Origin of the sequence: Catellatospora vulcania, from assembly GCF_009720385.1 — a bacterium.
In the GTDB taxonomy this organism is placed as follows: Bacteria; Actinomycetota; Actinomycetes; order Mycobacteriales; family Micromonosporaceae; genus Catellatospora; species Catellatospora vulcania.
The window spans coordinates 426,502-448,660 of sequence record NZ_ML769302.1; the positions used below are offsets into that span (position 1 = coordinate 426,502).

The window sequence follows — 22,159 nt, forward strand, 5'->3', positions numbered from 1 at the left end:
GTAGGCTGGTTCTCATGTCCCAGCAGACGCCTGACGAACCCGAGGCCACCCCCCAGGCTGGGGACGCCGGTGCCGAGGATGCGTCCTCGACTCCTCCTGCCAAGCCGACGCAGCGCCCGACCGGCCGGGCATCGGTCGGCCGTGCCTCGGTGACGCCACCTCCGGGCGGCTTCGCCGACCTCCCCACCGGCCCGTACCCGTCGGTCGGCAAATCCGACAAGGGCACGCCGTCCGCGGGCACCTACCGCAGCACCGCCTCCGGCGGTTCGGCGTCCAGCGGCTCGGCGTCGGGCAGTCCGGCGTCCGGCAGTTCTGCCTCGGGCGACAAGCCGGCCGACCGCGGGTCGGCCGCACGCGCCACGAGCGGGCGGGCTTCGGTGCCGTCCGTGACTTCGGGCTCGGCCCGGCTGTCGTCGTCCTCGTCGCGCGGGCGCGGCAACGGCGGCTCGGCGCGGGTGCCGGTGTCCGGCGCCGGGAGCACCTACGGCTCCTCGAAGAAGAAGGTCCAGCCCAAGTGGGGCCGGATCGCGCTGGTGGCGGTCATCGCGCTGGCCTTGTGCGGCGGTCTCGGCCTGGGCGGTGCGTGGCTCTACGCCAAGAACATCGAGGGCGACCTGGCCCGTACCAACCCGTTCAGCGCGCTCACCGGCGGCCGGCCGCCCAAGACGGTCAACGGCAGCCAGAACATCCTGCTGGTGGGCAGCGACTCGCGGGATCCGGACGCGCCCACCGACCAAGGCGGGCAGTGGCGCACCGACACCATGATCATCATGCACATCCCGTCCTCCCAGGACCGCGCCTACCTCATCTCGCTCCCCCGGGACCTGCACGTCTACATCCCGAAGGACGCCGCCGCGACCGACTGCGGCACCCGCAAGGCGAAGCTGAACGCCGCGTACGCCTTCGGCGGCATGCCGCTGCTGGTGAAGACGGTCGAGTGCTACACCTCGGTGCGCATGGACCACGTGATGCTGATCGACTTCGGCGGCTTCACCGAGGTGGTCGACGCGATCGGCGGGGTCGACATGAAGATCGAGAAGACCATCACCTCGATCCACTCGCCCAAGCGCACCTTCACCAAGGGCACCATGCACCTCAACGGCGCGGAGGCGCTGGACTACGCCCGCCAGCGCAAGCAGTTCCCGGACGGCGACTTCGCCCGCATGCGCCACCAGCAGCAGCTGCTCAAGGCTCTGCTGGACAAGGCCGTCAGCGCCGGCATCCTGACCAGCCCCGGCAAGCTGAACGACTTCCTGGGCGCGGTGACCAGCGCGGTCACGGTCGACCAGGACTTCGGGCTGATCGACATGGCGATCCAGTTCCGCGGCATCCGCAGCGACGACCTGATCTTCCTGACCAACCCGCACAAGGGCAGCCAGATGGTCGGCGGGGAGAGCGTGGTCGTCTCGGACAAGGAGAAGGCGGTCGCGCTTTACGAGGCGGTCGGCAAGGACGCCATGAAGCAGTGGTACGAGACCAACGTCAGCCCGCCGCCGTCGCCGTCTGTCAATAATTAGCAATGAAAATTTATCGCAAATCGGTCTAAACCCATCCGATTTGGTCCATGCGTTCTCGCGGTGCCGTAGACCGAGCTATTACAGTGGCTCGGTCTACGGCTAACCAGACCCCCGGGAGCAGCGCGTGGCGAACAAGCAGCGGCGAGGCGGCGCGAAGAACACCGTGCCCAGCCAGCGGAGCCGCCGACAGCCTGCCGACGCCTACGACGAACCTTCCGGCCGCAAGACCGGGCACTCCCTGAACAAGGGCAAGAAGAAGTCCAAGCGCGCCGCCCCCCTGTGGGCGAAGCTGACGCTGACCTTCGGCGCCCTGCTGATGATGGTGGCCGGCGGCGCGATCGTCGGCGTCAAGTCGTTCGAGGGCAATCTCAAGGACAACGTCGCGGTGGTCGACGTGCTGGGCGACGCCGGCAAGACCGACACCGGCCCGGAGGGCAACGACCTCAAGGGCCCGATCGACATGCTGCTGCTCGGCATCGACGTGCGCGCTACCCAGGAGAAGAACAACGCCCGCGCCGACACCGTCCTGCTGCTGCACATCCCGGCCACGCACGACCAGGCGTACCTGATGTCGATCCCGCGGGACACCCAGGTCGACATCCCGGCCAACCCCAAGACCAAGTACAACGGCGGCAACGACAAGATCAATGCAGCCTTCTACTTCGGCGCGCAGAACGGCGGCGGCTGGGCCGGCGGCCTGGGCCTGACCGCGAAGACGGTCACCAAGCTGACCGGCATCACCTTCGACGGCGCGGCCGTCATCGACTTCGGCGGCTTCAGAAAGATCATCGACGCCCTGGGCACGGTGAACGTCTGCGTCGAGGAGGACTCTCAGTCGCTGCACTACTACTACGTCAACGGCAAGGTCACGTACGTCAACGAGCACACCGCGGCCAACCGCGGGCTCAAGGCGTACGTGCACAAGAAGGGCTGCCGGGAGAAGCCGGGCTGGGAGGCCCTGGACTACTCGCGCATCCGCAAGTCGCTCGACGACGGCGACTACGGCCGCCAGCGCCACCAGCAGCAGCTGATCAAGGCGATGGCGAAGAAGGCCGGCTCCAGCGGCGTGCTCACCGACCTCGGCAAGATTAACTCCCTGATGAAGGCCGTCGGCGAGTCCATGATCCTGGACACGCACGGCGTGCCGCTGATCGACTTCATGTTCTCCCTCAAGGATCTGGCCGGCGCCGATCTCGTGCTGCTGAAGACGAACGCGGGCTGGTACAACAGCTCGGGCAGCGGCGGCGAGGCGATCAGCTCCAGCACGATGCAGATGTTCCGGGCCGCCAAGAACGACACCCTCGGGCAGTTCACCCTGCTCAACCCGGAGTTCGTGAACAGGGAGAAGTGACCGCGCCACGTAACGGCGACCACCGCAACGCACCGGACCTGGGGAGTCACGTGGCGACATCGACGCTGGACAGAGACGAGCAGCGGGGCCAGGTCCCGCGTCAGCGCCCCCGCCGGGGCGACGGCGCGGGCCCGCCCGCGACCAAGACGAAGAAGCGCAAGAAGAAACGCGGCGCCCCGCTGTCGGCGAAGCTCGCGATCACCTTCGGCGCACTGCTGATGATGATCTCCGGAGCGGCGCTGCTCGGGGTCAAGACGGTCGTCGGCAACATCGAAGGCAACATCCAGGTGACCGGCAGCGACGAGCTGGTCGACCCGGAGGCCTCGGCCGAACCCGCCGGGCCGGCGGGCAAGGAGTTCGAGGGCGCGTTCAACATCCTGCTGCTGGGCATCGACACACGCGCCGGCCAGGACGCGACGAACGCCCGCTCGGACACGATCCTGATCCTGCACGTCTCGGCGAACCACGACCAGGCATACCTGATGTCGGTGCCGCGCGACGTGAACATCCCCGGTTCCCAGCAGCGCATCAACGGCGCGTTCACGAACGGCCTGGGCAGCAAGGGCGACTGGCGGGGCGGGCTGAAGTCCGCGGCCTCCGCGATCAGCAAGCTGACCGGCGGCATGAAGTTCCAGGCGGCGGCGGTCATCGACTTCGGCGGCTTCAAGACGTTCATCGACGCGCTCGGCACGATCCCCATGTGCGTGGAGGCGCCGACCAAGTCGATCCACCACTTCCTGGTCAAGGGCAAGGCGAAGTACATCGGCGGCATCGCCGACGAGCACGAGGCGGACAACTACGCCCGGCGCAGCGGCAACCCGCGCTACCTGCACAAGAAGGGCTGCCGGGAGATGGAGGGCTGGGAGGCCCTCGACTACGCGCGCCAGCGCTACCTGCCCGACGGGTCGGGCGACTACGGCCGTCAGCGCCACCAGCAGCAGCTGATCAAGGCGATGGCGAAGAAGGCCGGCTCCGCCGGCGTGCTCACCGACTTCGGCAAGGTCAACCAGCTGATCTCCGCGGTCGGCAAGTCCATGCTGCTCAGCCTGCCCAAGGGGATGGGCGTCACGGACTTCCTGTTCACCATGAAGGACATGGCCGGCGCCGACCTCGTGCTGCTCAAGACCAACTCCGGCACCTACAAGAGCGTCATCGTCGGCGGCCAGTACCAGGGTGAGGGCCTCGACGAGACGACCAAGGCCATGTTCCGCGCCGCAAAGAATGACAAGCTGGGCAACTTCTCCCTTATCCACCCAGAGGTCGTCAACAACGAGAAGTAATTTCTGATTCAACGCCTCCCCGAGTGAGCGGTCCATACGCTGAGACTGAGGATGTCTCACTCCGGGGAGGCGGCAGCATGGCCAGCTCCGCGTGGCGTACCGGCGGCGAGGGGCGGGACGGGGTCCGGGCGACCGGCCTCGGCTGGCCCTCCCCGGCGGCGGCACCACCCGGACACGCCTCACCCAGGTCCGGCCTCGGCTGGCCCGATGTCGCGCGCACGCGCAGGCACACCCATCGCGCCACCCGTATGCTCCGCGCGGCCCCGCCCGACCAGCCGCGCCGCCGCTCCCGGCGCTGGCCGCAGGCGCTGGCCGCGATCCTGGTCGGCCTGGTGCTGCTCGCCGGAGGCGGCCTGGTGGCCGGGCAGGCGCTGGTGCACCGCTACGAGTCGAGCGTGAGCCGGGATGTGCTGCTCGACCCGAGCGCCCGCGACATCGGCGACTCGAACGTGGGCTGGCGCCGCCTCACCGGCCCGCTCAACTACCTGCTCATCGGTTCCGACCTGCGCGCGGCCAACCCCGGCGCGGGACAGCGCTCGGACACCATCCTGGTCGTCCAGGTGGACCGCGAGCTGAACCACGCGTACGTCATCTCGATCCCGCGCGACCTGCGGGTGGAGATCCCCGAGTTCGGCGGCACCTCGTTCGGCGGGGCACGGCAGCGCATCAACGCGGCGTTCGAGTTCGGCGGGGGCGGCAGCGGCGGCGTGCAGTTGCTGTCGGCCACGCTGACCGCGCTCACCGGGATGCGCTTCGACGGCGCCGCGGTCGTCGACTTCGGCGGGTTCACCCAGGTCATCGACAGCCTCGGCGGCGTGAACATGTGCGTGGACACCGAGGTGCGCTCCATCCACACCAAGCGGCTGTTCACCGTCGGCTGCCGCCAGATGAACGGGGCCGAGGCGCTGGACTACTCCCGGCAGCGATACGGCCTGCCGGGCGGCGACTTCGACCGGCAGCGCCACCAGCAGCAGCTGGTGAAGGCGATCCTGAGCAAGGCGCTGGACAGCGGGGTCACCCGCAACCCGCTCAAGCTGGACCAGTTCATCCGCGGCATGGGGCACTCGCTCACCCTCGACACCGGCGAGGCCACGCTGACCGACCTGATCGTGGCACTGCGCAACATCCGGCCGGACTCGCTGACCGGCATCAGGGTGCCGTCCTACCCGCAGAGCATCAACGGGGTGTCCTACGTGCTGCTGCAGGACGGGGCGGAGGAACTGTTCCGGGCCATGCGCGACGCCGACCTGGCCACCTGGGTGCAGCAGCATCCGGAATGGGTCAACTCGATCTGACCTCTACACTTGCAGGCGTGTTCGCTGCGCAGATCCCCACCGCCACCGTCGCCGAGGTGCCCGCCGACGCCTTCCTGCTCGACGTCCGCGAGGACGACGAGTGGGCCGCCGGCCACGCCCCCGCGGCTGTCCACCTGCCCATGATGCAGATCCCGGCCCGGATGGCCGAGGTGCCGACCGACCGCGAGGTCTTCGTGCTCTGCCGGGTCGGCGGCCGCTCCGGCCAGGTCGTGTCGTACCTGCGCCAGCAGGGCTGGGACAACGTCACCAACGTCGACGGCGGCATGATGGGCTGGGCCGCCGCCGGCCGCCCGGTCGTCGCCGACGAGGGCCTGCCGCCGCAGATCATCTAGTCGTGAGCGAGCGAGTCCCCCGGATGAGGGAGCGCAGCGCGCGAATCATGTGCCTCGGTTCTGCTCATAGGGACGACGAGCGAAGCGAGGAGGAGGCATGAGCCACACCCCCGACCCGTCCCCGCTGGTCTTCGCCCATCGCGGGTCGTCGGCCGCGCTGCCCGAGCACACACTCGGGGCGTACGCGCGTGCGCTGCGCGAGGGCGCCGACGGCATCGAGTGCGACGTGCGGCTGACCCGTGACGGCCACCTGGTGTGCGTGCACGACCGGCGCCTGGACCGGGTCAGTGACGGGCGCGGGCCGGTCGCCGCGTACACGCTGGCGCAGCTGCGGGCCTTCGACTTCGGGTCGTGGCACCCGAGCGGGCAGTCGGCCGGGGTGCTGACGCTGGAGGAGCTGCTCGACACTGCACGCCAGGCCGGTCGGCCGGTCCGCATGCTGATCGAGACCAAGCACCCCAACCGGTACGGCAAGGCGGTGGAGTACCGGCTGCGGGCGGTGCTGAACCGGCACGGCCTGACCAGCGCGTCCTCGTCCACGCCGGTGCGGGTGACGGTCATGTCGTTCTCGCCGCTGGCGGTGCGCCGCTCGCGGGAGCTGCTGCCGTCGCTGCCCACCGTGCAGCTGATGGACCTGCTGCCGCCGGGGCTGCGCATGCGCCGGCTGCCGTTCGGCACCCGCATCGCCGGGCCGGGTCTGGAGCTGGTGCGCCGTCGGCCGGATCTGGTGCGGCGGCTGAAGGCCGGCGGCCAGCAGGTCTACGTGTGGACCGTGAACGCCACGGATGACGTGGATCTGCTGCTCAAGCTGGGTGTCGACGGCATCATCACGGACCGTCCGGCTGAGGTGCTGGCCCACCTCGGTCGTTGAATCATCACCGATAGGTCACAGCCCTGGCGCGGCGCTGCTCGGGCAGGCAGGATCCTGCATGTGGAGGTGGCCTACCGCGAGCTGACGCTGGGCATCGCCGCGCTCTTCAACGACCCGGTCACCGCCCGCGGCGGCCTGCCGGCCCTCGACCGCCTGCTGCACCTCGGCCAGTACGCGCTGGGCGTGCCGGGCATGGCCCTGTCCGAACTGCACAACTCCGGCGGGGCCGGTCGGGTCATCGCCGCGACCGGCACCGCCGACTGGGCGCTGGGCCGGCCGGTCCAGCCCGAGGTGGTGACCGCGGTGCTGCGTCCCGGGCCGACGACCTACCGGGTGGAGCTGGGCGCCGTCGACGACGAGGCCTCCGATCAGATGACATCGCTGGGCAGCCGCTGGATTCTGCTGCACCGGATCGACCTCGACGGGCGTACGCCCGCGATGCTGGGCGCGTTCATGCCCGACGACCGCCCGGCCGATCCCGACCAGCTCGCGGTGATGGCCCTGCTCGGGGCGACCGTGGGCCGGCTCTACACCGAGCGGGCCGGGCTGCCCGTGCAGAGCGCCGGTGACGATCTGGCCGACCGTGAGCTGTTCATCGCCGTCACCAGCCACGAGCTGCGCACCCCGGTCACCGTCATCAAGGGGTACGCGGACACGCTGCGCGACCACTGGAGCCAGCTCGACGACAAGGCGCGCCGGGAGGCGGCCCGGGTGATCGGCCAGCGCAGCGACGAGCTGGCCCGGCTGGTCGACCGGCTGCTGGCGGCGAGCACCGACACGGCGGTCGGCACGCTGTCACCGGGCCCCTTCGATCTCGTCGAAGCGCTTCGCCACGCGGCGGCGAACCTGCCCGCCGATCTGCGCCGCCGGTTCCGGCTGGAGCTGCCGGAGCGGCTCCCGCTGGCCTACGGGGACCGGGCCACCATCCCGAACGTGCTCACCGAGCTGGCCACCAACGCCGACAAGTACTCGGCCCGGGAGCAGACCGTGGTGCTGACCGCCGGCAACGACCGGCGCACGGTGTACTTCCAGGTACTCGATCGGGGGATAGGAATCGCCCACGAACAGGTCCACCAGGTGTTCGAGCGGTTCTGGCAGGCGGACAGCGGCGACGGACGGCGGTACGGTGGTGCCGGTCTGGGTCTTTATCTCGTCCGAAAGACTATTGAACGACAAAACGGATGGGTGTCCTTACGTCCCCGGGATGGGGGAGGTACGGTCGCAGAGGTACGGCTGCCGCGAGGTGACGTGAAGAGGGATGCGCACGCATCCGGGGAGGCATGATCGTGTCGATGGCTGTCGCTGAGCGAGCCTGGTGCGTGGTGGTGCCCCATCACGCCCGCGGCGCACAGCAGGCGCGACACCGCCTCGCCGCCGCGCTCGCCGGAGCGGTCACGCCGAACCTGCTCGCCGATGTCGTCTCCGTCGCCGCCGAGCTGGTCGGCAACGCGGTGCGCCACGCCGAGCCGCTCCCGGGCGGGGTGGTCCGGCTCGCCTGGCGGCTGCGTACCGTCGAATCCCGGCAGGTCATCGAGGTCCGCGTCACCGACGGCGGCGCGCAGCAGCTGCCCCGCCCGCGCACCGCGGGCGCCGAGGACCCGGACGGCCGCGGCCTCACCATCGTCGATGCGCTCGCCGACCGGTGGGGTGTCGAGCGGGACGGTCTCGGGCAGAGCGTCTGGGCGGAACTAAGCTGACCCGGTGACCCGCGCCGGCCACTGTCGAGGAGCGTCTCCCGCGCCTCGGCGGGGCTGCGACGAGCGGAGCTGAGAAACAGCCGCGAGCAGGCCATGGGCCTCGGACACGGCTGTGACGAGCGCAGCGAGGAGCAGTTGTGAGTAAGAAGAACCGCCTGGACAAGAAGCAGGCGAAGCCGCCGAAGGTGCGCGACGTCTTCGTGGCCCGCCCGTTCGCCGGGCTGGCCGCCGAGACCGAGCTGGTGGCGCTGCGCGAGCTGGTGCCCGCGGCGACCGCGCCGCTCACGCTGGCCCCGGAGTACGCCGAGAAGTACGGCGACCGCCAGGTCACCCTGGCCACCATCCTGCCGATGGCCTGGCCGGCGCTGACCAAGACGGACGGCCGGATCCTGCTCGGGCTGCAGCGGCACGAGCGCTCCGGCGACGTGAACCGCGACCTGGCCGTGGCGCTGCTGTGCGCGCTCGAGGGCGAGCCCGGCGCGCCGGTGAACGTGCCCCCGCTGCCCGGCGAGGGTCCGCGCCTGGGCGACGTGCTGGTCGACGCACCGCTGGAGATCACGGTGCACGACGGCTTCGACTTCTGGCTCGACGCGGACCAGGAGCGTGACGCCGAGGTGTCGGCGTCGCTGGACGCCGCCAACGCCTCGGTCTACCCGACCGTGCGGATGGCGGCCGCGCCGGCCGCGTACTGGTGCCGGGTGCCGGAGAAGTCGCACGTGCGCTGGGTGCTGCCCGACAGCGAGGACGTGGCGCTGAACGCGCTGGCCCGGCTGAGCGCGGCGGGCGAGCTGAAGCTCACGGAGGAGACCAAGTTCGCCGGCATGTTCCGGGCGCACGGCCTGCTCGTGCCGGTGTGGGACCTGCCGTCGGCCCCGGAGGCCGGCTCGTGGGAGGAGTCGCTGGCCGCGGTCGCGGCGCGTTACGAAGCGGCGAAGGCTGCCGACGAACCGCTGACGCCGGACCAGCGCCGCGCCAAGCAGGGGCTGCTCGGTCGGCAGCTCACCCTGCGCTGACCTGCTCTTTCACGTACGTTTTGGGACGCCCGTGCTGCTCCGGCGGCACGGGCGCCGCCGTGTCCCATGATGTGCTCACCGCACGGTCGCCGGGCACGTGAGAATCTCGTTTTCGCGTGATGGCAGACCTGCCGGATGAGCCCCAGGGAATGAAGCTGAATCGGACATTCACCCATTCATTCTTGCTGAGTGCCCGATTTGCCCCCTGACACATCGATGAACGAACACGTACGGTAAGGGACACCTAACTCAATGCGTGTCGTTCCACCCGGAGGCACACCATGACCGTCTACCCCGATCGTGCGCCCTTCATGCGCCCGACCTTCGGACGCTCCCCGAGCCTGCCGGTGCCGTCAGGACCAGACACCGCCCCGCCGCCCGCCTCCCCGGTGGACTGGGCCCGCCGCCGCCGCGCCGACCGCGCAGTCCGGCGCATGTCCGCCGCCGAGGACCGGGCTGTGCACCGCCTCGGCCGCGACTGGCACGTCATCGAGTGGCCGCACGCGCTGCTCACCAGCAGCCAGGCACAGCAGGCCGGCACGGCCAAGCCTCAGCAGCCGTCCAACGCCGGTTTCCTCGCGATCGGGCCGGGCGGCATCTTCAGCGTCTCCCTCGCGCAGCACGGGCGCAGCCGGGTGCTCATCGCCGGCGACGTGGTGCAGATCAGCGGCCGCCGGCCGCCGTACATCTCGCAGGCCCGGCGCGACGCCAAGCGCGCCTCCAAGGCCATCTCCGCCGCGATCGGCCAGGACATCAAGGTGTTCGCGGTGCTCGCATTCGTCGGCAGTGGACCGATCAGCGTCAACGGCCTGCCCAAGGAATGCATCGTCACCTCGTACCGCGAGCTGGACAAGGTGCTCGACTCCACCGGGCGGCGGATCACCGGCACCACCGCCGAGAAGCTGTCCCAGGTGGCCCGCAACCCCGCGATCTGGGTCAATCAGCCATACGGCGCGGGCAGCGGATACACCTGGCATCCGGAGGGTGCGACCCCCGGTGACAAGGGCACTGCGCGCGGGTAACGTGAGCAGCGATGACCCACATCGAGCTCTCCCTCTCCCCGTTGGAGCCGACCGCCGTCGACCCCCTGCGCAGCTGGTCGGTCCCGGTCTCCTCGGCCGAGGAGTCCTGTTTGGTCATCGACGCGAGTGGTGCCATCGTCGCCGCCTCGACGCCCTGGGTCCGGCTGCTGTCCGTGGAGCGCCCCAGCGAGCTGGCCGGGCAGGACGTGCTCGATGTGCTGTGCCTGATCGACTTCACCGCCGCCGGCAACGAGCTGGGTGAAGCAGAGCGCGAGCAGATCCCCCCACTGCTCGCGCTCACCTCCAAGCGGCCCGCGCGCGGCCTGCTGCGGGTGCGCGCGCCCCAGGGCGCGCCCAGCCGCACCCTCGACGCCGTCGCCACGCCGCTGTGGCAGGGCGGTCAGGTCGTCGGGTCGCTCAGCTTCTTCGCCGCGGTATGACCACGGGTAGGGCGCACGCGCGCTAGTCTCGTTGCCCATGCCCCTGCGTCCAACCCGTCCGTCCAACCCGGCCCTCCCGCTCGCCACCGCGTGCCTGGTCGGCGCGGCTCTGCTCAGCGGTTGCGGGGTGCCACCCGAGCTGCAGCCCAAGCCCGGCGGCACCGTGCCGCAGCCGTCGGTGTCACCCAGTGCGGTGACGCTGCCGCCCAGCTTCAGCCTGCCGCCGTCGGCCCCGCCGAGCAGCCCCGGCCCGTTCCCCGAGCTGACCGTCACCGACTGCCAGGGCCGCCCCACCGGCGACCAGATCATCGCCGCCGTGCGCCGCAAGTCCTCGATCCTGCCGAGTTCGGGCACGGTCACCGTCACGAAGCCGCCGGTCTGCGCCGGAACGTGGCAGTACACCGTGCTCACCGCACCCGGCCGCGAGCCGCTGCAGGTCATCACCAAGGGCGCGCCCGCCGCGCTGGACATGGTCACCGCGGGCACCGACATCTGCACCGTCGAGGTGCGCAACTTCGCCCCACCCGGCATCCGCATCGCGGCGGGCTGTTGAGCGGCCACCAGTAGGCTGGGCGCATGCCTGGAGTTCCGCCCACCCGCTTCGTCTATCTCGGCCCGGAAAGCACCTTCGCCGAGCAGGCACTGCTCACCATCCCGGCGGCCGAGCGGGGCATCCGCACGCCCGCCCGCAGCGTGCCCGAGGCCCTGGAGGCCGTGCGGGCCGGCGACGCCGACGCGGCGCTGGTCCCGTGGGAGAACTCGATCGGCGGCGCCGTCGGCGTGACCCTGGACGAGCTGGTCGACGGCGACCCGCTGGTGATCACTCGCGAGGTGGTCATCCCGGTGGAGTTCGTGCTCGCCGCCCGATCCGCCACCGCGCTGGCCGACGTGCGGTCGATCGCGGCGCATCCGCAGGCGTCCACCCAGTGCCGCGGCTGGCTGCGGACGTACGCGCCGGACGCGACGGTGGTCGACGTGCTGTCGAACGGGGCCGCCGCGGCGGGGGTGGCCGCGGGTGACTTCGACGCCGCGATCTGCGCGCCGATCGCCATCCAGCGGTTCGGCCTGCGCCGGCTCGCCGACAAGATCGCCGATCACCCGGACGCCGCGACGCGCTTCGTGCTGCTGTCGCGGCCGGGCACGCCGCCGGAGCCGACCGGCAACGACCTCACCTCGCTGGCCGTCTGGATCTCCCACGACCGGGTCGGGGCGCTGCTCGCCGTCCTCACCGAGCTGGCCGTACGCGGGGTGAACCTGACCCGGATCGAGTCCCGCCCCACCGGCGAGCGGCTCGGCCGGTACGTCTTCTTCCTCGACTGCACCGGCCACGTCGCCGAGGCGCGGGTCGGCGAGGCGCTGCAGGGCCTGCGGCGCATCTGCGCCGGGGTGCGCTTCCTCGGCTCGTACCCCCGGGCGGGCCTGCCGGGCGGTGCGCCGGAGCGACCGGTGCCACCGCCGGCGGGGCTGTCCGACCCGGACTACACCGACGCCGCCGCCTGGCTGGGCCGGCTGCGCCGGGGCGAGCTGTCCTGACCCATGCCCGTCGAGATGAGCCGGGAACGCTTCGAGGAGCTGGTCGCCGACGCCCTCGACGAGGTCCCGCAGGAGCTGCTCAACCTGATGCGCAACGTCGTCATCCTGGTGGAGGACGAGTCACCGGCCGGTGAGCCCGAGCTGCTCGGCCTGTACGAGGGCCACGCGCTCACCGACCGCGGCTGGGACTACGCCGGGGTGCTGCCCGACCGGATCACCATCTACCGGAACCCGATCCTGCGCATCTGCGACACCGACGACGACGTCGTCGAGGAGGTCGCGGTCACCGTGGTGCACGAGATCGCGCACCACTTCGGCATCGACGACCACCGCCTGCACGACCTGGGTTGGGGCTGACGGCCGGCATACCCCCGTGGTTTCCCGGATCTTCACCCTGACCTTTGCCACTGAGTCACTAACACGACGTTCTTTCTTGTGCAGGTCAACTACGCTCGGTGCGTTTCTCCGCCCCCGTTCTATGGAGGATGACGACATGCAGAGCGCACTCTTCGCTGCCGAGAACCTGGAGAAGGAGTCCACGACTCCTGGTCTGACGCTGCAGAACTCGAAGATGCTGAAGATCGAGCTTAACGGCGAGGTCATGGCGCGTACCGGCGCGATGGTTGCCTACCAGGGCCAGGTGCAGTTCCAGGCGCTCGGTTCCGGTGGCGCCGCCAAGTGGCTCAAGAGCAAGATCACCGGTGAGGGTGTGCCGCTGATGAAGCTGACCGGCCGGGGTGACGTGTTCCTGGCCGACCGGGCCGCGGACGTGCACCTGATCGACCTGGGTCCCGGCGACGCCCTCAGCGTCAACGGCACCAACGTGCTGGCCTTCGAGTCGACGCTGAACTACGACATCAAGATGGTCCAGGGCATGGGCATGTTCTCCGCGGCCGGCCTGTTCAACTGCGTCTTCTCGGGCCAGGGCCGGATCGCCATCACCACCAAGGGCACCCCGGTCGTGCTGACCGTGGACGCGCCCACCTACGCCGACCCCCAGGCGGCGATCTGCTGGTCGGCGAACCTGCAGACCGGCTACCACCGCGCCGAGCAGCTGGGCATCGGCACCCTGCTGGGCCGCAGCACCGGCGAGGCCTTCACGATGAGCTTCCAGGGCCAGGGCTTCGTCGTGGTGCAGCCCTCCGAGGAGCCCCCGGCGGGCATCGCGGGCGGCACCGGCGGCGGCCAGCAGCAGCAGGGCGGCCTGCTGGGCGGCCTGCTCGGTCAGTGACCCGGCCGGCGGTCTCGGGTCAGTAGCAGGCTCCTCCCTCGTGGAGGGGCCTGCTTTTTCATCTCTGCGTGGCATGATTCGCCCATGTCCGAGGAACTCGATGTGATGGAGTTCGGCCCGGCCACGGCCCCGGCGGAACGGCGTCGTCCCAGCTGGCGTGCGATGTCGACGGACTCCCGGTTGACGACGGGCCTGGTCGTGCTCGGCGGTGCGGCGGCGATCGCGTCGCTGGTGGGCGAGTGGCAGATCATCGACACCACCCGGTCCGGCGACGAGTACTTCGCCAGCATCCCGCAGGTGACCAGCTCGGTGTGGACGACGACCGGCGGCACGCCGTACCTCAGCGGGCTGATGCTGCTGGGCGCGGCGACCGCGGTGGCGCTGCTCGGCCCGGTCGCGGCGCGGGCGGTCGCTCGGATGGCGGCGCTCGGCACCGCCGCCGTGCTGGTCGTGGTGCTCGCCGCCACGGCGAGTGTGCTGAGTTCGACCGACGAGCTGCCGCGCGTGTTCGGCGGGTTCATGAACTCCGAACTGCTGGCGCGCTTCAGCTCCAGCCCCGGACGCGGCATGTGGGCGGCGCTGGTGGCGGTGACCCTGCTGGGGCTGGCCATGCTGTCCGCGCATCGCGGTGAGCCCGAGCCGTCGGCGGGCCGGCACGCTGCCGTCGAGGAGCCCGACGACTACGAGTCGGAAGACATCGAATTGACGGTCACCACCGCCGCGCCGTTCTTACGGCAATACTGACGCGAAGCTCCGAACGCGGGCCGGTACGCTTTTCGACGTGATTGATCTGCGTCTGCTCCGCGAGGACCCTGAAGCCGTACGAGCCAGCCAGCGCCTGCGCGGCGACTCCGTCGACAGCGTCGACGACCTGCTGCGCGCCGACGAGGCGAGGCGGTCCGCGGTGGCGTCCTTCGAGGCGCTGCGCGGCGAGCAGAAGCAGCTCGGCAAGCTGATGCCGAAGGCTACCGGGGACGAGAAGACCTCGCTGCTGGCCCGGACCAAGGACCTCGCCGCCGAGGTGAGGGCGGCCGAGGCCGCGGTCAACGAGGCTGAGCACGTGCTGCGGGCAGCCCAGTTCGCGATCGCGAACGTGGTGCAGGACGGCGCGCCCGGCGGCGGCGAGGACGACTACGTCGTGCTGCGCGAGGTCGGCGAGCGCCCGGTGTTCGACGACCCGCGCGACCACCTGGCCATCGGCGAGCTGCTCGGCGCGATCGACACCGAGCGCGGCGCGAAGGTGTCGGGCGCGCGCTTCTACTACATGACCGGGGTGGGCGCGCTGCTGCAGCTCGGCCTGCTCCAGATGGGCCTGTGGCAGTCGGTGGAGGCCGGGTTCACCCCGATGATCCCGCCGGTGCTGGTCAAGCCGGAGTCGATGGAGGGCACCGGTTTCCTCGGCTCGCACGCCGCCGAGGTCTACCACCTGCCCGCCGACGACCTGTACCTGGTCGGCACGAGCGAGGTGCCGCTGGCGGCGTACCACAAGGACGAGATCCTGAACCTGGCCGCCGGTCCGCAGCGCTACGCGGGCTGGTCGAGCTGCTTCCGCCGGGAGGCCGGCTCGTACGGCAAGGACACCCGCGGCATCATCCGGGTGCACCAGTTCGACAAGGTCGAGATGTTCTCGTACTGCGACCCGGCCGAGGCGGCCGAGGAGCACCTGCGCCTGCTGGCGTGGGAGGAGGAGATGCTCGGCAAGCTGGAGCTGGCGTACCGGGTGATCGACGTGGCCGCGGGCGACCTCGGCTCGTCGGCGGCCCGCAAGTTCGACTGCGAGGCCTGGCTGCCCACCCAGAACCGGTACATGGAGGTCACCTCGACCTCGAACTGCACCACGTTCCAGGCCCGGCGGCTGAACACCCGCTTCCGCGACGCCGACGGCCGGACCCAGACCGCGGCGACGCTGAACGGCACGCTGGCCACCACCCGCATGCTCGTGGCGCTCCTGGAGCAGCACCAGCAGCCCGACGGCTCGGTGCGGGTGCCCAAGGCGCTGCAGCCGTTCGTGGGCGGCCGCGACGTGCTGGAGCCCGTCAAGGCAGGGTCCTGAACGGCGTGCCCGACCACGGGGGTTCGGGGCACGTCGAGGTGCCGGCACGGGACACGGCCGACCGGGCCGCACCGCGCAGCGACGGGCTGCGGCCCGTCCGGCTGCCCAAGCTCGTCGCCACCGACCTGGACGGCACCGTCGTCCGGTCGGACGAGACCGTCAGCGGCTTCACCCATGCCGTCTTCGACCGGGTGCGCGCGGCCGGGGTGCCCATCGTGGGCGCCACCGGCCGCGGGCCCCGGCTGGAGGAGCTGAGCCGGATCGACCTGCCGCACGCCGACCTGCTGGTGCTCGGCGGCGGCGGGCGGGTGCTGGACCTGCGGGACCCGTCCGCGCCGCGGGTGCTGCGCGACGCGCGGCTGCCCGGCCCGGTCGTCGCCGGCCTGGTCGAGGCCCTGGAGAACCGGCTGGGCCGGGTGAAGCTGCTGGTCGAGGTGCTCGACGCGCAGCGGGCGCCGCTGTGGGGCGACGACGTCGACGACTGGCCGTACCCGGATGACCTGAAGTTCCGGCCCCGCGAGGAATCGCTCTGCTACGACGTGATCAAGGCGTTCGTGAAGACCGACGACACGGATTCGGACACGCTGCTGCGTACCGCCCGGGGTCTGGTGTCCCCCGAGGTGGCCGCGTTCACGCACTCGGGCTTGGGCTGGGTGGAGGTGACCCCGCCCGGCGTCGACAAGGCCACCGGGCTGGCCGTGGTCGCCGCCGAGCTCGGCATCGACCCTGCCGACGTGCTGGTCTTCGGCGACATGCCCAACGACATCCCGATGTTCGAGTGGGCCGGTCACCGGGTGGCCGTCGCCAACGCCCACCCCGAGATCCTCGCCCTGGCCGACGAGGTCACCCTCTCCAACGACCGCGACGGCGTAGCCGTCTACCTCGACGACCTCCTCAAACGCACCGCCTGACCCACCCCGCGCCCGACCGCCCCGCCCCGGCCTCTGGCCCGGCCTCCGGCCCGGCCTCTGGCGCAACTCTTAAAGAGTCGCGCCCTTCGTCGGCCCGTGATGCCGCGACTCTTTAAGAGTTGCGGCGAGGGGTGGGCCGGGGCGGGGTGTGGCGGGTGGGGTCAGAGGTATTGGCCGGTCGAGGTGGACTTGCCGGGTTCGACGTGGGTGCCGGGCGGCAGGGCGGGCATGTTGCGCATCTGCTCCAGCTGCATGCGGGCGGCCATCTGCTGGGCCACCAGCGCCGCCTGGATGCCGTGGAAGAGGCCCTCCAGCCAGCCGACCAGCTGCGCGTGCGCGATGCGCAGCTCCGACTCCGACGGCGTGGCGCCCTCGGTGAAGTCGACGGAGATCCGCTCCAGCTCGTCACGCAGCTCGGGGGAGAGGCCGTCCTCCAGCTCGACGATCGAGCGTCGGTGGATCTCCACCAGGCGCTGGCGGCCGGCCTCGTCGAGAGGCGCCGCCCGCACCTCCTCCAGCAACTGTTTGATCATGCTGCCGATGCGCATGACCTTGGCCGGTTGCTCGATCAGGTGGCTCGGATCATCCTCCCGCCCGACGGCGCCGTCGGGGTTGACCTCGACCGTGCCGATGGGTCGTCCGTCCGGACCGACGACCACGACACTCTTCTCCTCGGGATGCTGCTGACTCACCGCGACCTCCTCAGCGTCGAACCCACCCATCCTAGATCCCGAGACACAGGCCCATGTTGATCATTGACGGGAGTGCCGGGACACGGTAGGAAGCCACAGTGGGTCATTAAGACCGGTGCCCACACGTTTGGCGACACCCCCACGGCCGTGCCACCGGTACGCGCGTCCGGCCGAATGTCACTCTGGAGGACACATTGGACGGCCTTGACCGTCGCAGGCTGCTCGGTCTGCTGACCGGCATCGGCGTTGCGGGCGTGACCGGCGGCCTCGCGGGCTGCTCGACCGCGGACACGCCCGGCGAGCGCAGCGGCGTCAGCATCGGTCTCCTCGTCCCCGCCACCGGAGCGAACAAGGAGGTCGGCGCCGACCTCGAGCTGGGTTTCAAGCTTTACGTCGACCTGCACGACGGCAAGCTCGGCGGCCGCACCGTGCGCATCGAGGTGGAGGACGAGGGCGAGACCACCAAGTCCGGCGCCGCGGCGCTGGAGAGCCTGTACAAGGCCCAGGTGCTCGCCGTCGTCGGCGTGGCCAACCCGGATCTGCTGCCCTTCGTGCGCGACCGGGTCGAGGAGGCGAAGGTGCCGCTGCTGGCCGCGCACGCCTCGCCCGCCGAGATGCCCAGTGCGCCCTTCATCTGGCGCACCTCGTACCTCACCGACGAGCCGGCCCTCGCCATCGCGCACTACCTGCGGCGGCGTCTGAGCAACGGCGACGGCCGGGTCAGCCTGATCACCGTCCCCGGCACCGCGGGCGCCGAGCTGATGCTCGGCTTCACCGGCGTCTACGGCAGCGGCGCCCAGGACCCGATCACGGTGAAGTCCGGCATCAAGCCGACCACCTCCGACTACGCGCAGTACGCCGCCCAGATCGCCGACAGGAACCCGAAGGCGATCTTCTGCAACCTGCCCAGCACGCACATCACCAAGTTCATGGCGGCGCTCGAGAACGCCGGGCTCAAGCCGGGCAGGGACGTCGAGCTCTACGCACCCGGCTCGATCGCCGAAGGCCCCGCACTCGACGACCTGGGCGACGACGCCCGCGGCCTGTTCACCGCGATGCACTACTCGGCCGACCTCAACAACCTGGCCAACCACACGTTCTCGTCGTTGTTCCAGGCCAAGTTCCAGCGCTCCCCCACGGCGTTCGCGGTCGCCGCGTACGACGCCGCGGCGATCCTCGACCAGGCGCTGACGCTGGCCGGTGACGGCACGATCAGCGCGCAGAAGGTCAACACGCTGCTGTCGACCGTCGGTCAGGTGATCAGCCCGCGCGGCAACTGGCAGTTCAACCAGCAGCGCTCGCCGCAGCAGAAGTGGTACCTGCGCAAGGTCGAGAAGGACGGCCCCATCCTGTCGAACGTCTTGATCAGCGACCTCGCTACCCTCGGGTAGTGCAGTTGGACGACGTTGACCAGCGAATAATCGCCGCGCTCCTGAGCGACGCGCGCACCACCTACGCCGAGATCGGCATGGTGGTATCGCTGTCGGCACCGGCTGTCAAACGCCGGGTGGACCGGCTGCGCTCCGGTGGGGTGATCAAGGGCTTCACCGCCGTGGTGGATCCCGCGGCGGTGGGTGGCGGCACGGAGGCCTTCGTCGAGCTGTTCTGCACCGGGCGCACCACGCCCGCGCAGATCACGCAGGCCACCCGCCGCCACCCCGAGGTGGTCGGGGCGTACACCGTCTCCGGCGAGGCCGACGCGCTCGTGCACCTGCGCGCGGCCGACATCTCCCACCTGGAGCAGGCGCTGGAGCGGTTGCGGGCGGAGCCCTTCATCACCAGCACCCGGAGCATGATCGTCCTGTCCCGCCTGGTCGACTGACCGCGCTCGGCCGGACCGGACGGGGCCGGTGGGAGCCGGAGGCGCGGTCCCCGCGTCGAACACGGGCATGAGACGAAGCGTGCTCTGCCTGCTCACCACATTGTCCCTGGCCGGCTGCACGGCGGGCGGCGGTGCGGTCGCGGACCGTCCTGCGCCGAACACCTATTCCGGACCGGCCCCGCAGCTGCGCCTGGTGTCGTACGACTCCTGCGACGACCTGCTGGAGTCGGTGCGCGAGGCGGCCAAGCGCGTGGTGACCCCCTGGGGCCTGCCCGGCAACGGCTGGGATCTCCGCCGGCAGCTCAGCTCGCGGGCCGAGGGCGGCCCTCAGGCGAGTGACGCGGGCAAGAGCGCCACGCAGCCCTACTCCGGCACCAACACCCACGAGGCGGGCGTCGACGAGCCGGACATCGTCAAGACCGACGGACGGCGCATCGTGACGGTGCTCGGCGAGACGCTACGGGTCATCGACACGACGACCCGGCAGGCGACCGGCTCGCTGCACGTCGGCTACGGCTCCCACCAGCTCTTCCTGCAGGGCGACCGCGCTCTGGTGCTCACCTCCGTGTCCGCGATGGCCGGGGTCGGCGGCATCGCCGACACCAGGATGGGATACGGCGGACCCTCGGCCACCCGGCTCCGCCTGGTCGACCTGACCGGCGCTCCGCGGGTCACCGGCGACTACGAGATCGGCGCCGAGCTGACCGACGCCCGGCTGGCCGACGGCACAGCCCGGGTGGTGGTCACCTCCCACCCGATGATCGACTTCACCTGGCTGGAGAAGGGGACCGACGCGGACCGCGTCGCCGCCAACCGCAAGGTCATCGACGGTGCGCCGCTGGACCGGTGGCTGCCCGCGTACACCGCCGACGGGACCGGCGGCCGCCTCGACTGCGGCCAGGTCAGCCGGCCCGCCGAGTTCAGCGGGACCTCGCTGGTGACCGTGCTCAGTTTCGACCTGTCCCGCGCCACGCTCGGCGAGGGCCGGCCGGCGGCGGTGCTCGCCGACGCCCGCACCGTCTACGGGACCGGCGACCACCTCTACCTCGCCCACGACGAGGGCTGGAAGGGCGAGAAGGCCAAGGACCGCACCGAGCTGTACGTGTTCGACGTCTCCGGTCCGCAGCCGTTCTTCGCCGCCTCCGGCAGCGTGCCCGGCTGGCTGCTCAACCAGTACTCGCTCAGCGAGCACGACGGCGTCCTGCGCGTGGCCACCACCAGCGGCCAGCCCTGGTCGACCCAGGAGCGCAGCGAGTCCACCGTCTACACGCTGCGCCTGCACGGCGGGCAGCTCCAGCCGCTAGGCAAGCTCGGCGGGCTGGGCAAGGGGGAGCGGATCTACGCGGTGCGCTTCCTCGGCCCGACCGGCTACGTGGTCACCTTCCGGCAGACCGACCCGCTCTACGCGATCGACCTGCGCGACCCGGCCCGGCCGGTGCTCGCCGGTGAGCTGAAGATCCCCGGGTACAGCAGCTACCTGCACCCGGTCGCGGACGGCCGCCTGGTCGGGGTGGGCCAGGACGCCAGCGAGCAGGGTCGGGTGTCCGGGCTGCAGGTGTCGCTGTTCGACGTCGGCAGCGCGGACCCGAAGCGGCTCGACCAGGAGAAGGTCCCGAACGGCTACAGCGAGGCCGAGTACGACCCGCACGCGTTCCTGTACTGGCCGGCGACCGGGCTGCTGGTGGTGCCGTACGCGGCCTACGACAAGCAGAACCGGACCGGCGCGCTGCTGTTCCGGGTGAACTCCGGCTCGCTGGAGAAGACCGGCGAGGTGCACCCCGTCGGCTACCCCCGGCGCAGCCTGGTCGTCGGCGACACCCTCTGGGTCGTCGCGGACGCCGAAGCCATGGCCACCAGCCTGTCGGGTGCCGTGGTGCTCGCGCGGGTCAACCTCTGACCTGGCACACGCCGCAAAAGACGATCCCGCCCGGACCTGCTCGGTCCGGGCGGGATCGTCACTTAAGACCGGTCAGAGGTACTGGCCGATGCGAGCCTCCGCGGCACTGCCCGCGGGCTTGTCACCCTCGCCGAAGAAGCGCTTGCCGCCGAACTCGCCGTGCAGGCGGTCGTCCAGCTCGTCGGCCAGCCCGGTCATCACCTGGATCGCCAGCGCCAGATGGCTGGCCTGGAAGTCGCGGCCGAAGACGGGGACCGAGGCCCACACCGTGCCGGAGGTGATGTACAGGCGGCCGATCGGCATGCGGTTGGTCAGCTCGGACAACTTCGCGAACAGCTTCTCGCTGGGCTCGATGTCGGTCAGCACCGGCGAGAACACGTCGATCAGCGGCGGGTTCTCGCGGACGCGTACGAACACCATGGCCGACCCGGCACGGATGCCGATGTCGCCGTCGCCGTCCACCTGCAGCTCGTCCGGGTCGGACTTGAGCATCGCGGCGACCACGATGCGCACCCGGTCGGCCAGCTCCAGGCCGCTGGCGTCCAGCGAGTCGATCGAGGGCAGGAACGCGTCCACCGTCGACTCGTGCCGCGCCGTGCCCAGCGGCTCGACGGCGACCGGCTCCTCCTCGGCGTCGTGCGCCTCGTAGACGAGGAAGGCCGGGTGCGGCGCGCCGTACACGTCGCGCAGCGCACGCGTGATCGCGTTCGCCAGCACGTCGGGCACGCCCGTCATGCCGAAGTTCTCCCGCGAGCCGGCCAGCACGCCCGGCGGCGACCAGCCCAGCGCGACCATCGCCGCGATCGCGGGCCGCTCCAGCCGGAACCCGTCCGGCAGGTTCGCGTTGCTGACCGCCCGCGCCAGCAGCGACCCGCCCTCCTGGCACTCCACGCTCACGCCGTACACGGCGGAGCCGGTGCCCGACGCGGTCGGGTCCAGCGCCAGTTCCAGTTCCGCGCCGACCGGCAGCGTGGGCAGGGCCCCGGCCAGTGCGCGGGCAAACTCCCGCCACGCCTCGGCGACCTTGGCATGCAGGTCATCGGTGGTGGGTTCGTCGAGCAGCCCGGCCTCCGCCAGGCCCGGGTTCGACAGTTCCGACATCAGGTGCGCCTCCTCGTCGAACCTGGCTTGTCCCGGCACGCCGACGGACAAACCTGGGTTCTCTGTCACCGAGACACTAC

23 protein-coding genes are annotated in these 22,159 nt (G+C 70.9%); 21 read left to right on the forward strand and 2 right to left on the reverse strand.

Annotated elements, in window-relative coordinates; all coding sequences use genetic code 11:
• Positions 1 to 377: 377 nt before the first annotated feature.
• The 18 genes from F6W97_RS06260 to F6W97_RS06345 all read left to right on the forward strand — a co-directional run bounded on the left by F6W97_RS06260 (position 378) and on the right by F6W97_RS06345 (position 16,567).
• Complete coding sequence (locus F6W97_RS06260) at positions 378 to 1,517, forward strand: LCP family protein (protein WP_155369560.1); 1,140 nt, start codon at positions 378 to 380, stop codon at positions 1,515 to 1,517.
• Between the two features lie 124 nt (positions 1,518 to 1,641).
• Positions 1,642 to 2,868 carry an LCP family protein gene (locus tag F6W97_RS06265; RefSeq protein ID WP_230686451.1) on the forward strand — a complete coding sequence of 409 codons (1,227 nt, stop codon included), beginning with the start codon at positions 1,642 to 1,644 and terminating at the stop codon, positions 2,866 to 2,868.
• A 50-nt stretch (positions 2,869 to 2,918) separates the two neighbouring features.
• A complete protein-coding gene (locus F6W97_RS06270; RefSeq protein WP_155369168.1) occupies positions 2,919 to 4,148 on the forward strand; it encodes an LCP family protein in 1,230 nt (409 codons plus the stop codon).
• A gap of 77 nt (positions 4,149 to 4,225) precedes the next feature.
• Entirely contained in the window at positions 4,226 to 5,443 is a 1,218-nt protein-coding gene (locus F6W97_RS06275) for an LCP family protein (RefSeq protein ID WP_456236806.1), read from the forward strand.
• A 17-nt stretch (positions 5,444 to 5,460) separates the two neighbouring features.
• Positions 5,461 to 5,796 (forward strand): rhodanese-like domain-containing protein, encoded by a 336-nt coding sequence (locus F6W97_RS06280; protein ID WP_155369169.1) that lies wholly within the window; start codon positions 5,461 to 5,463, stop codon positions 5,794 to 5,796.
• A gap of 97 nt (positions 5,797 to 5,893) precedes the next feature.
• Positions 5,894 to 6,667: a glycerophosphodiester phosphodiesterase gene (locus F6W97_RS06285; RefSeq protein ID WP_155369170.1), complete on the forward strand. Its 774-nt coding sequence runs from the start codon at positions 5,894 to 5,896 to the stop codon at positions 6,665 to 6,667.
• A 60-nt stretch (positions 6,668 to 6,727) separates the two neighbouring features.
• Positions 6,728 to 7,951 (forward strand): sensor histidine kinase, encoded by a 1,224-nt coding sequence (locus tag F6W97_RS06290; RefSeq protein WP_230686452.1) that lies wholly within the window; start codon positions 6,728 to 6,730, stop codon positions 7,949 to 7,951.
• Positions 7,952 to 7,959: 8 nt separating this feature from the next.
• Positions 7,960 to 8,364, forward strand: a complete 405-nt coding sequence (locus tag F6W97_RS06295; protein WP_230686453.1) for an ATP-binding protein — start codon at positions 7,960 to 7,962, stop codon at positions 8,362 to 8,364.
• Positions 8,365 to 8,501: 137 nt separating this feature from the next.
• The gene (locus F6W97_RS06300) at positions 8,502 to 9,377 is read left to right on the forward strand and encodes a DUF5926 family protein (RefSeq protein WP_155369172.1); all 876 of its coding nucleotides are present in this window, start codon (positions 8,502 to 8,504) and stop codon (positions 9,375 to 9,377) included.
• Between the two features lie 281 nt (positions 9,378 to 9,658).
• Entirely contained in the window at positions 9,659 to 10,399 is a 741-nt protein-coding gene (locus F6W97_RS06305; protein ID WP_230686454.1) for an NERD domain-containing protein, read from the forward strand.
• A gap of 11 nt (positions 10,400 to 10,410) precedes the next feature.
• On the forward strand, positions 10,411 to 10,839 hold the full coding sequence (locus F6W97_RS06310) for a transcriptional regulator (RefSeq protein WP_155369173.1): 429 nt from the start codon (positions 10,411 to 10,413) through the stop codon (positions 10,837 to 10,839).
• A gap of 37 nt (positions 10,840 to 10,876) precedes the next feature.
• On the forward strand, positions 10,877 to 11,392 hold the full coding sequence (locus F6W97_RS06315) for a hypothetical protein (protein ID WP_155369174.1): 516 nt from the start codon (positions 10,877 to 10,879) through the stop codon (positions 11,390 to 11,392).
• Between the two features lie 23 nt (positions 11,393 to 11,415).
• Positions 11,416 to 12,372 carry a prephenate dehydratase gene (pheA, locus tag F6W97_RS06320; protein ID WP_155369175.1) on the forward strand — a complete coding sequence of 319 codons (957 nt, stop codon included), beginning with the start codon at positions 11,416 to 11,418 and terminating at the stop codon, positions 12,370 to 12,372.
• 3 nt (positions 12,373 to 12,375) lie between these two features.
• Entirely contained in the window at positions 12,376 to 12,729 is a 354-nt protein-coding gene (locus F6W97_RS06325) for a metallopeptidase family protein (protein ID WP_155369176.1), read from the forward strand.
• Positions 12,730 to 12,865: 136 nt separating this feature from the next.
• Positions 12,866 to 13,603 (forward strand): AIM24 family protein, encoded by a 738-nt coding sequence (locus tag F6W97_RS06330; protein ID WP_155369177.1) that lies wholly within the window; start codon positions 12,866 to 12,868, stop codon positions 13,601 to 13,603.
• 84 nt (positions 13,604 to 13,687) lie between these two features.
• On the forward strand, positions 13,688 to 14,347 hold the full coding sequence (locus F6W97_RS06335) for a hypothetical protein (RefSeq protein ID WP_155369178.1): 660 nt from the start codon (positions 13,688 to 13,690) through the stop codon (positions 14,345 to 14,347).
• A 37-nt stretch (positions 14,348 to 14,384) separates the two neighbouring features.
• Positions 14,385 to 15,656 (forward strand): serine--tRNA ligase, encoded by a 1,272-nt coding sequence (gene serS / locus F6W97_RS06340; RefSeq protein ID WP_155369179.1) that lies wholly within the window; start codon positions 14,385 to 14,387, stop codon positions 15,654 to 15,656.
• An 86-nt stretch (positions 15,657 to 15,742) separates the two neighbouring features.
• Positions 15,743 to 16,567, forward strand: a complete 825-nt coding sequence (locus tag F6W97_RS06345; RefSeq protein WP_155369564.1) for an HAD family hydrolase — start codon at positions 15,743 to 15,745, stop codon at positions 16,565 to 16,567.
• Between the two features lie 161 nt (positions 16,568 to 16,728).
• Here F6W97_RS06345 and F6W97_RS06350 read toward each other — a convergent pair whose 3' ends face one another.
• The gene (locus F6W97_RS06350) at positions 16,729 to 17,259 is read right to left on the reverse strand and encodes a bacterial proteasome activator family protein (protein ID WP_407924547.1); all 531 of its coding nucleotides are present in this window, start codon (positions 17,257 to 17,259) and stop codon (positions 16,729 to 16,731) included.
• Positions 17,260 to 17,453: 194 nt separating this feature from the next.
• Between F6W97_RS06350 and F6W97_RS06355 the strand changes: the two genes are divergently transcribed.
• The 3 genes from F6W97_RS06355 (at position 17,454) to F6W97_RS06365 (ending at position 20,978) form a co-directional block, all read left to right on the forward strand.
• Entirely contained in the window at positions 17,454 to 18,650 is a 1,197-nt protein-coding gene (locus F6W97_RS06355; protein ID WP_196278999.1) for an ABC transporter substrate-binding protein, read from the forward strand.
• On the forward strand, positions 18,650 to 19,081 hold the full coding sequence (locus F6W97_RS06360) for an Lrp/AsnC family transcriptional regulator (RefSeq protein WP_155369182.1): 432 nt from the start codon (positions 18,650 to 18,652) through the stop codon (positions 19,079 to 19,081). The genes F6W97_RS06355 and F6W97_RS06360 overlap by 1 nt, the downstream gene beginning before the upstream one ends.
• A gap of 67 nt (positions 19,082 to 19,148) precedes the next feature.
• Positions 19,149 to 20,978: a beta-propeller domain-containing protein gene (locus tag F6W97_RS06365; protein WP_230686455.1), complete on the forward strand. Its 1,830-nt coding sequence runs from the start codon at positions 19,149 to 19,151 to the stop codon at positions 20,976 to 20,978.
• Positions 20,979 to 21,050: 72 nt separating this feature from the next.
• Here the strand turns inward: F6W97_RS06365 and F6W97_RS06370 are convergent, their stop codons facing one another.
• Positions 21,051 to 22,079 (reverse strand): T3SS (YopN, CesT) and YbjN peptide-binding chaperone 1, encoded by a 1,029-nt coding sequence (locus F6W97_RS06370; protein WP_155369183.1) that lies wholly within the window; start codon positions 22,077 to 22,079, stop codon positions 21,051 to 21,053.
• Between the last annotated feature and the right edge of the window lie 80 nt (positions 22,080 to 22,159).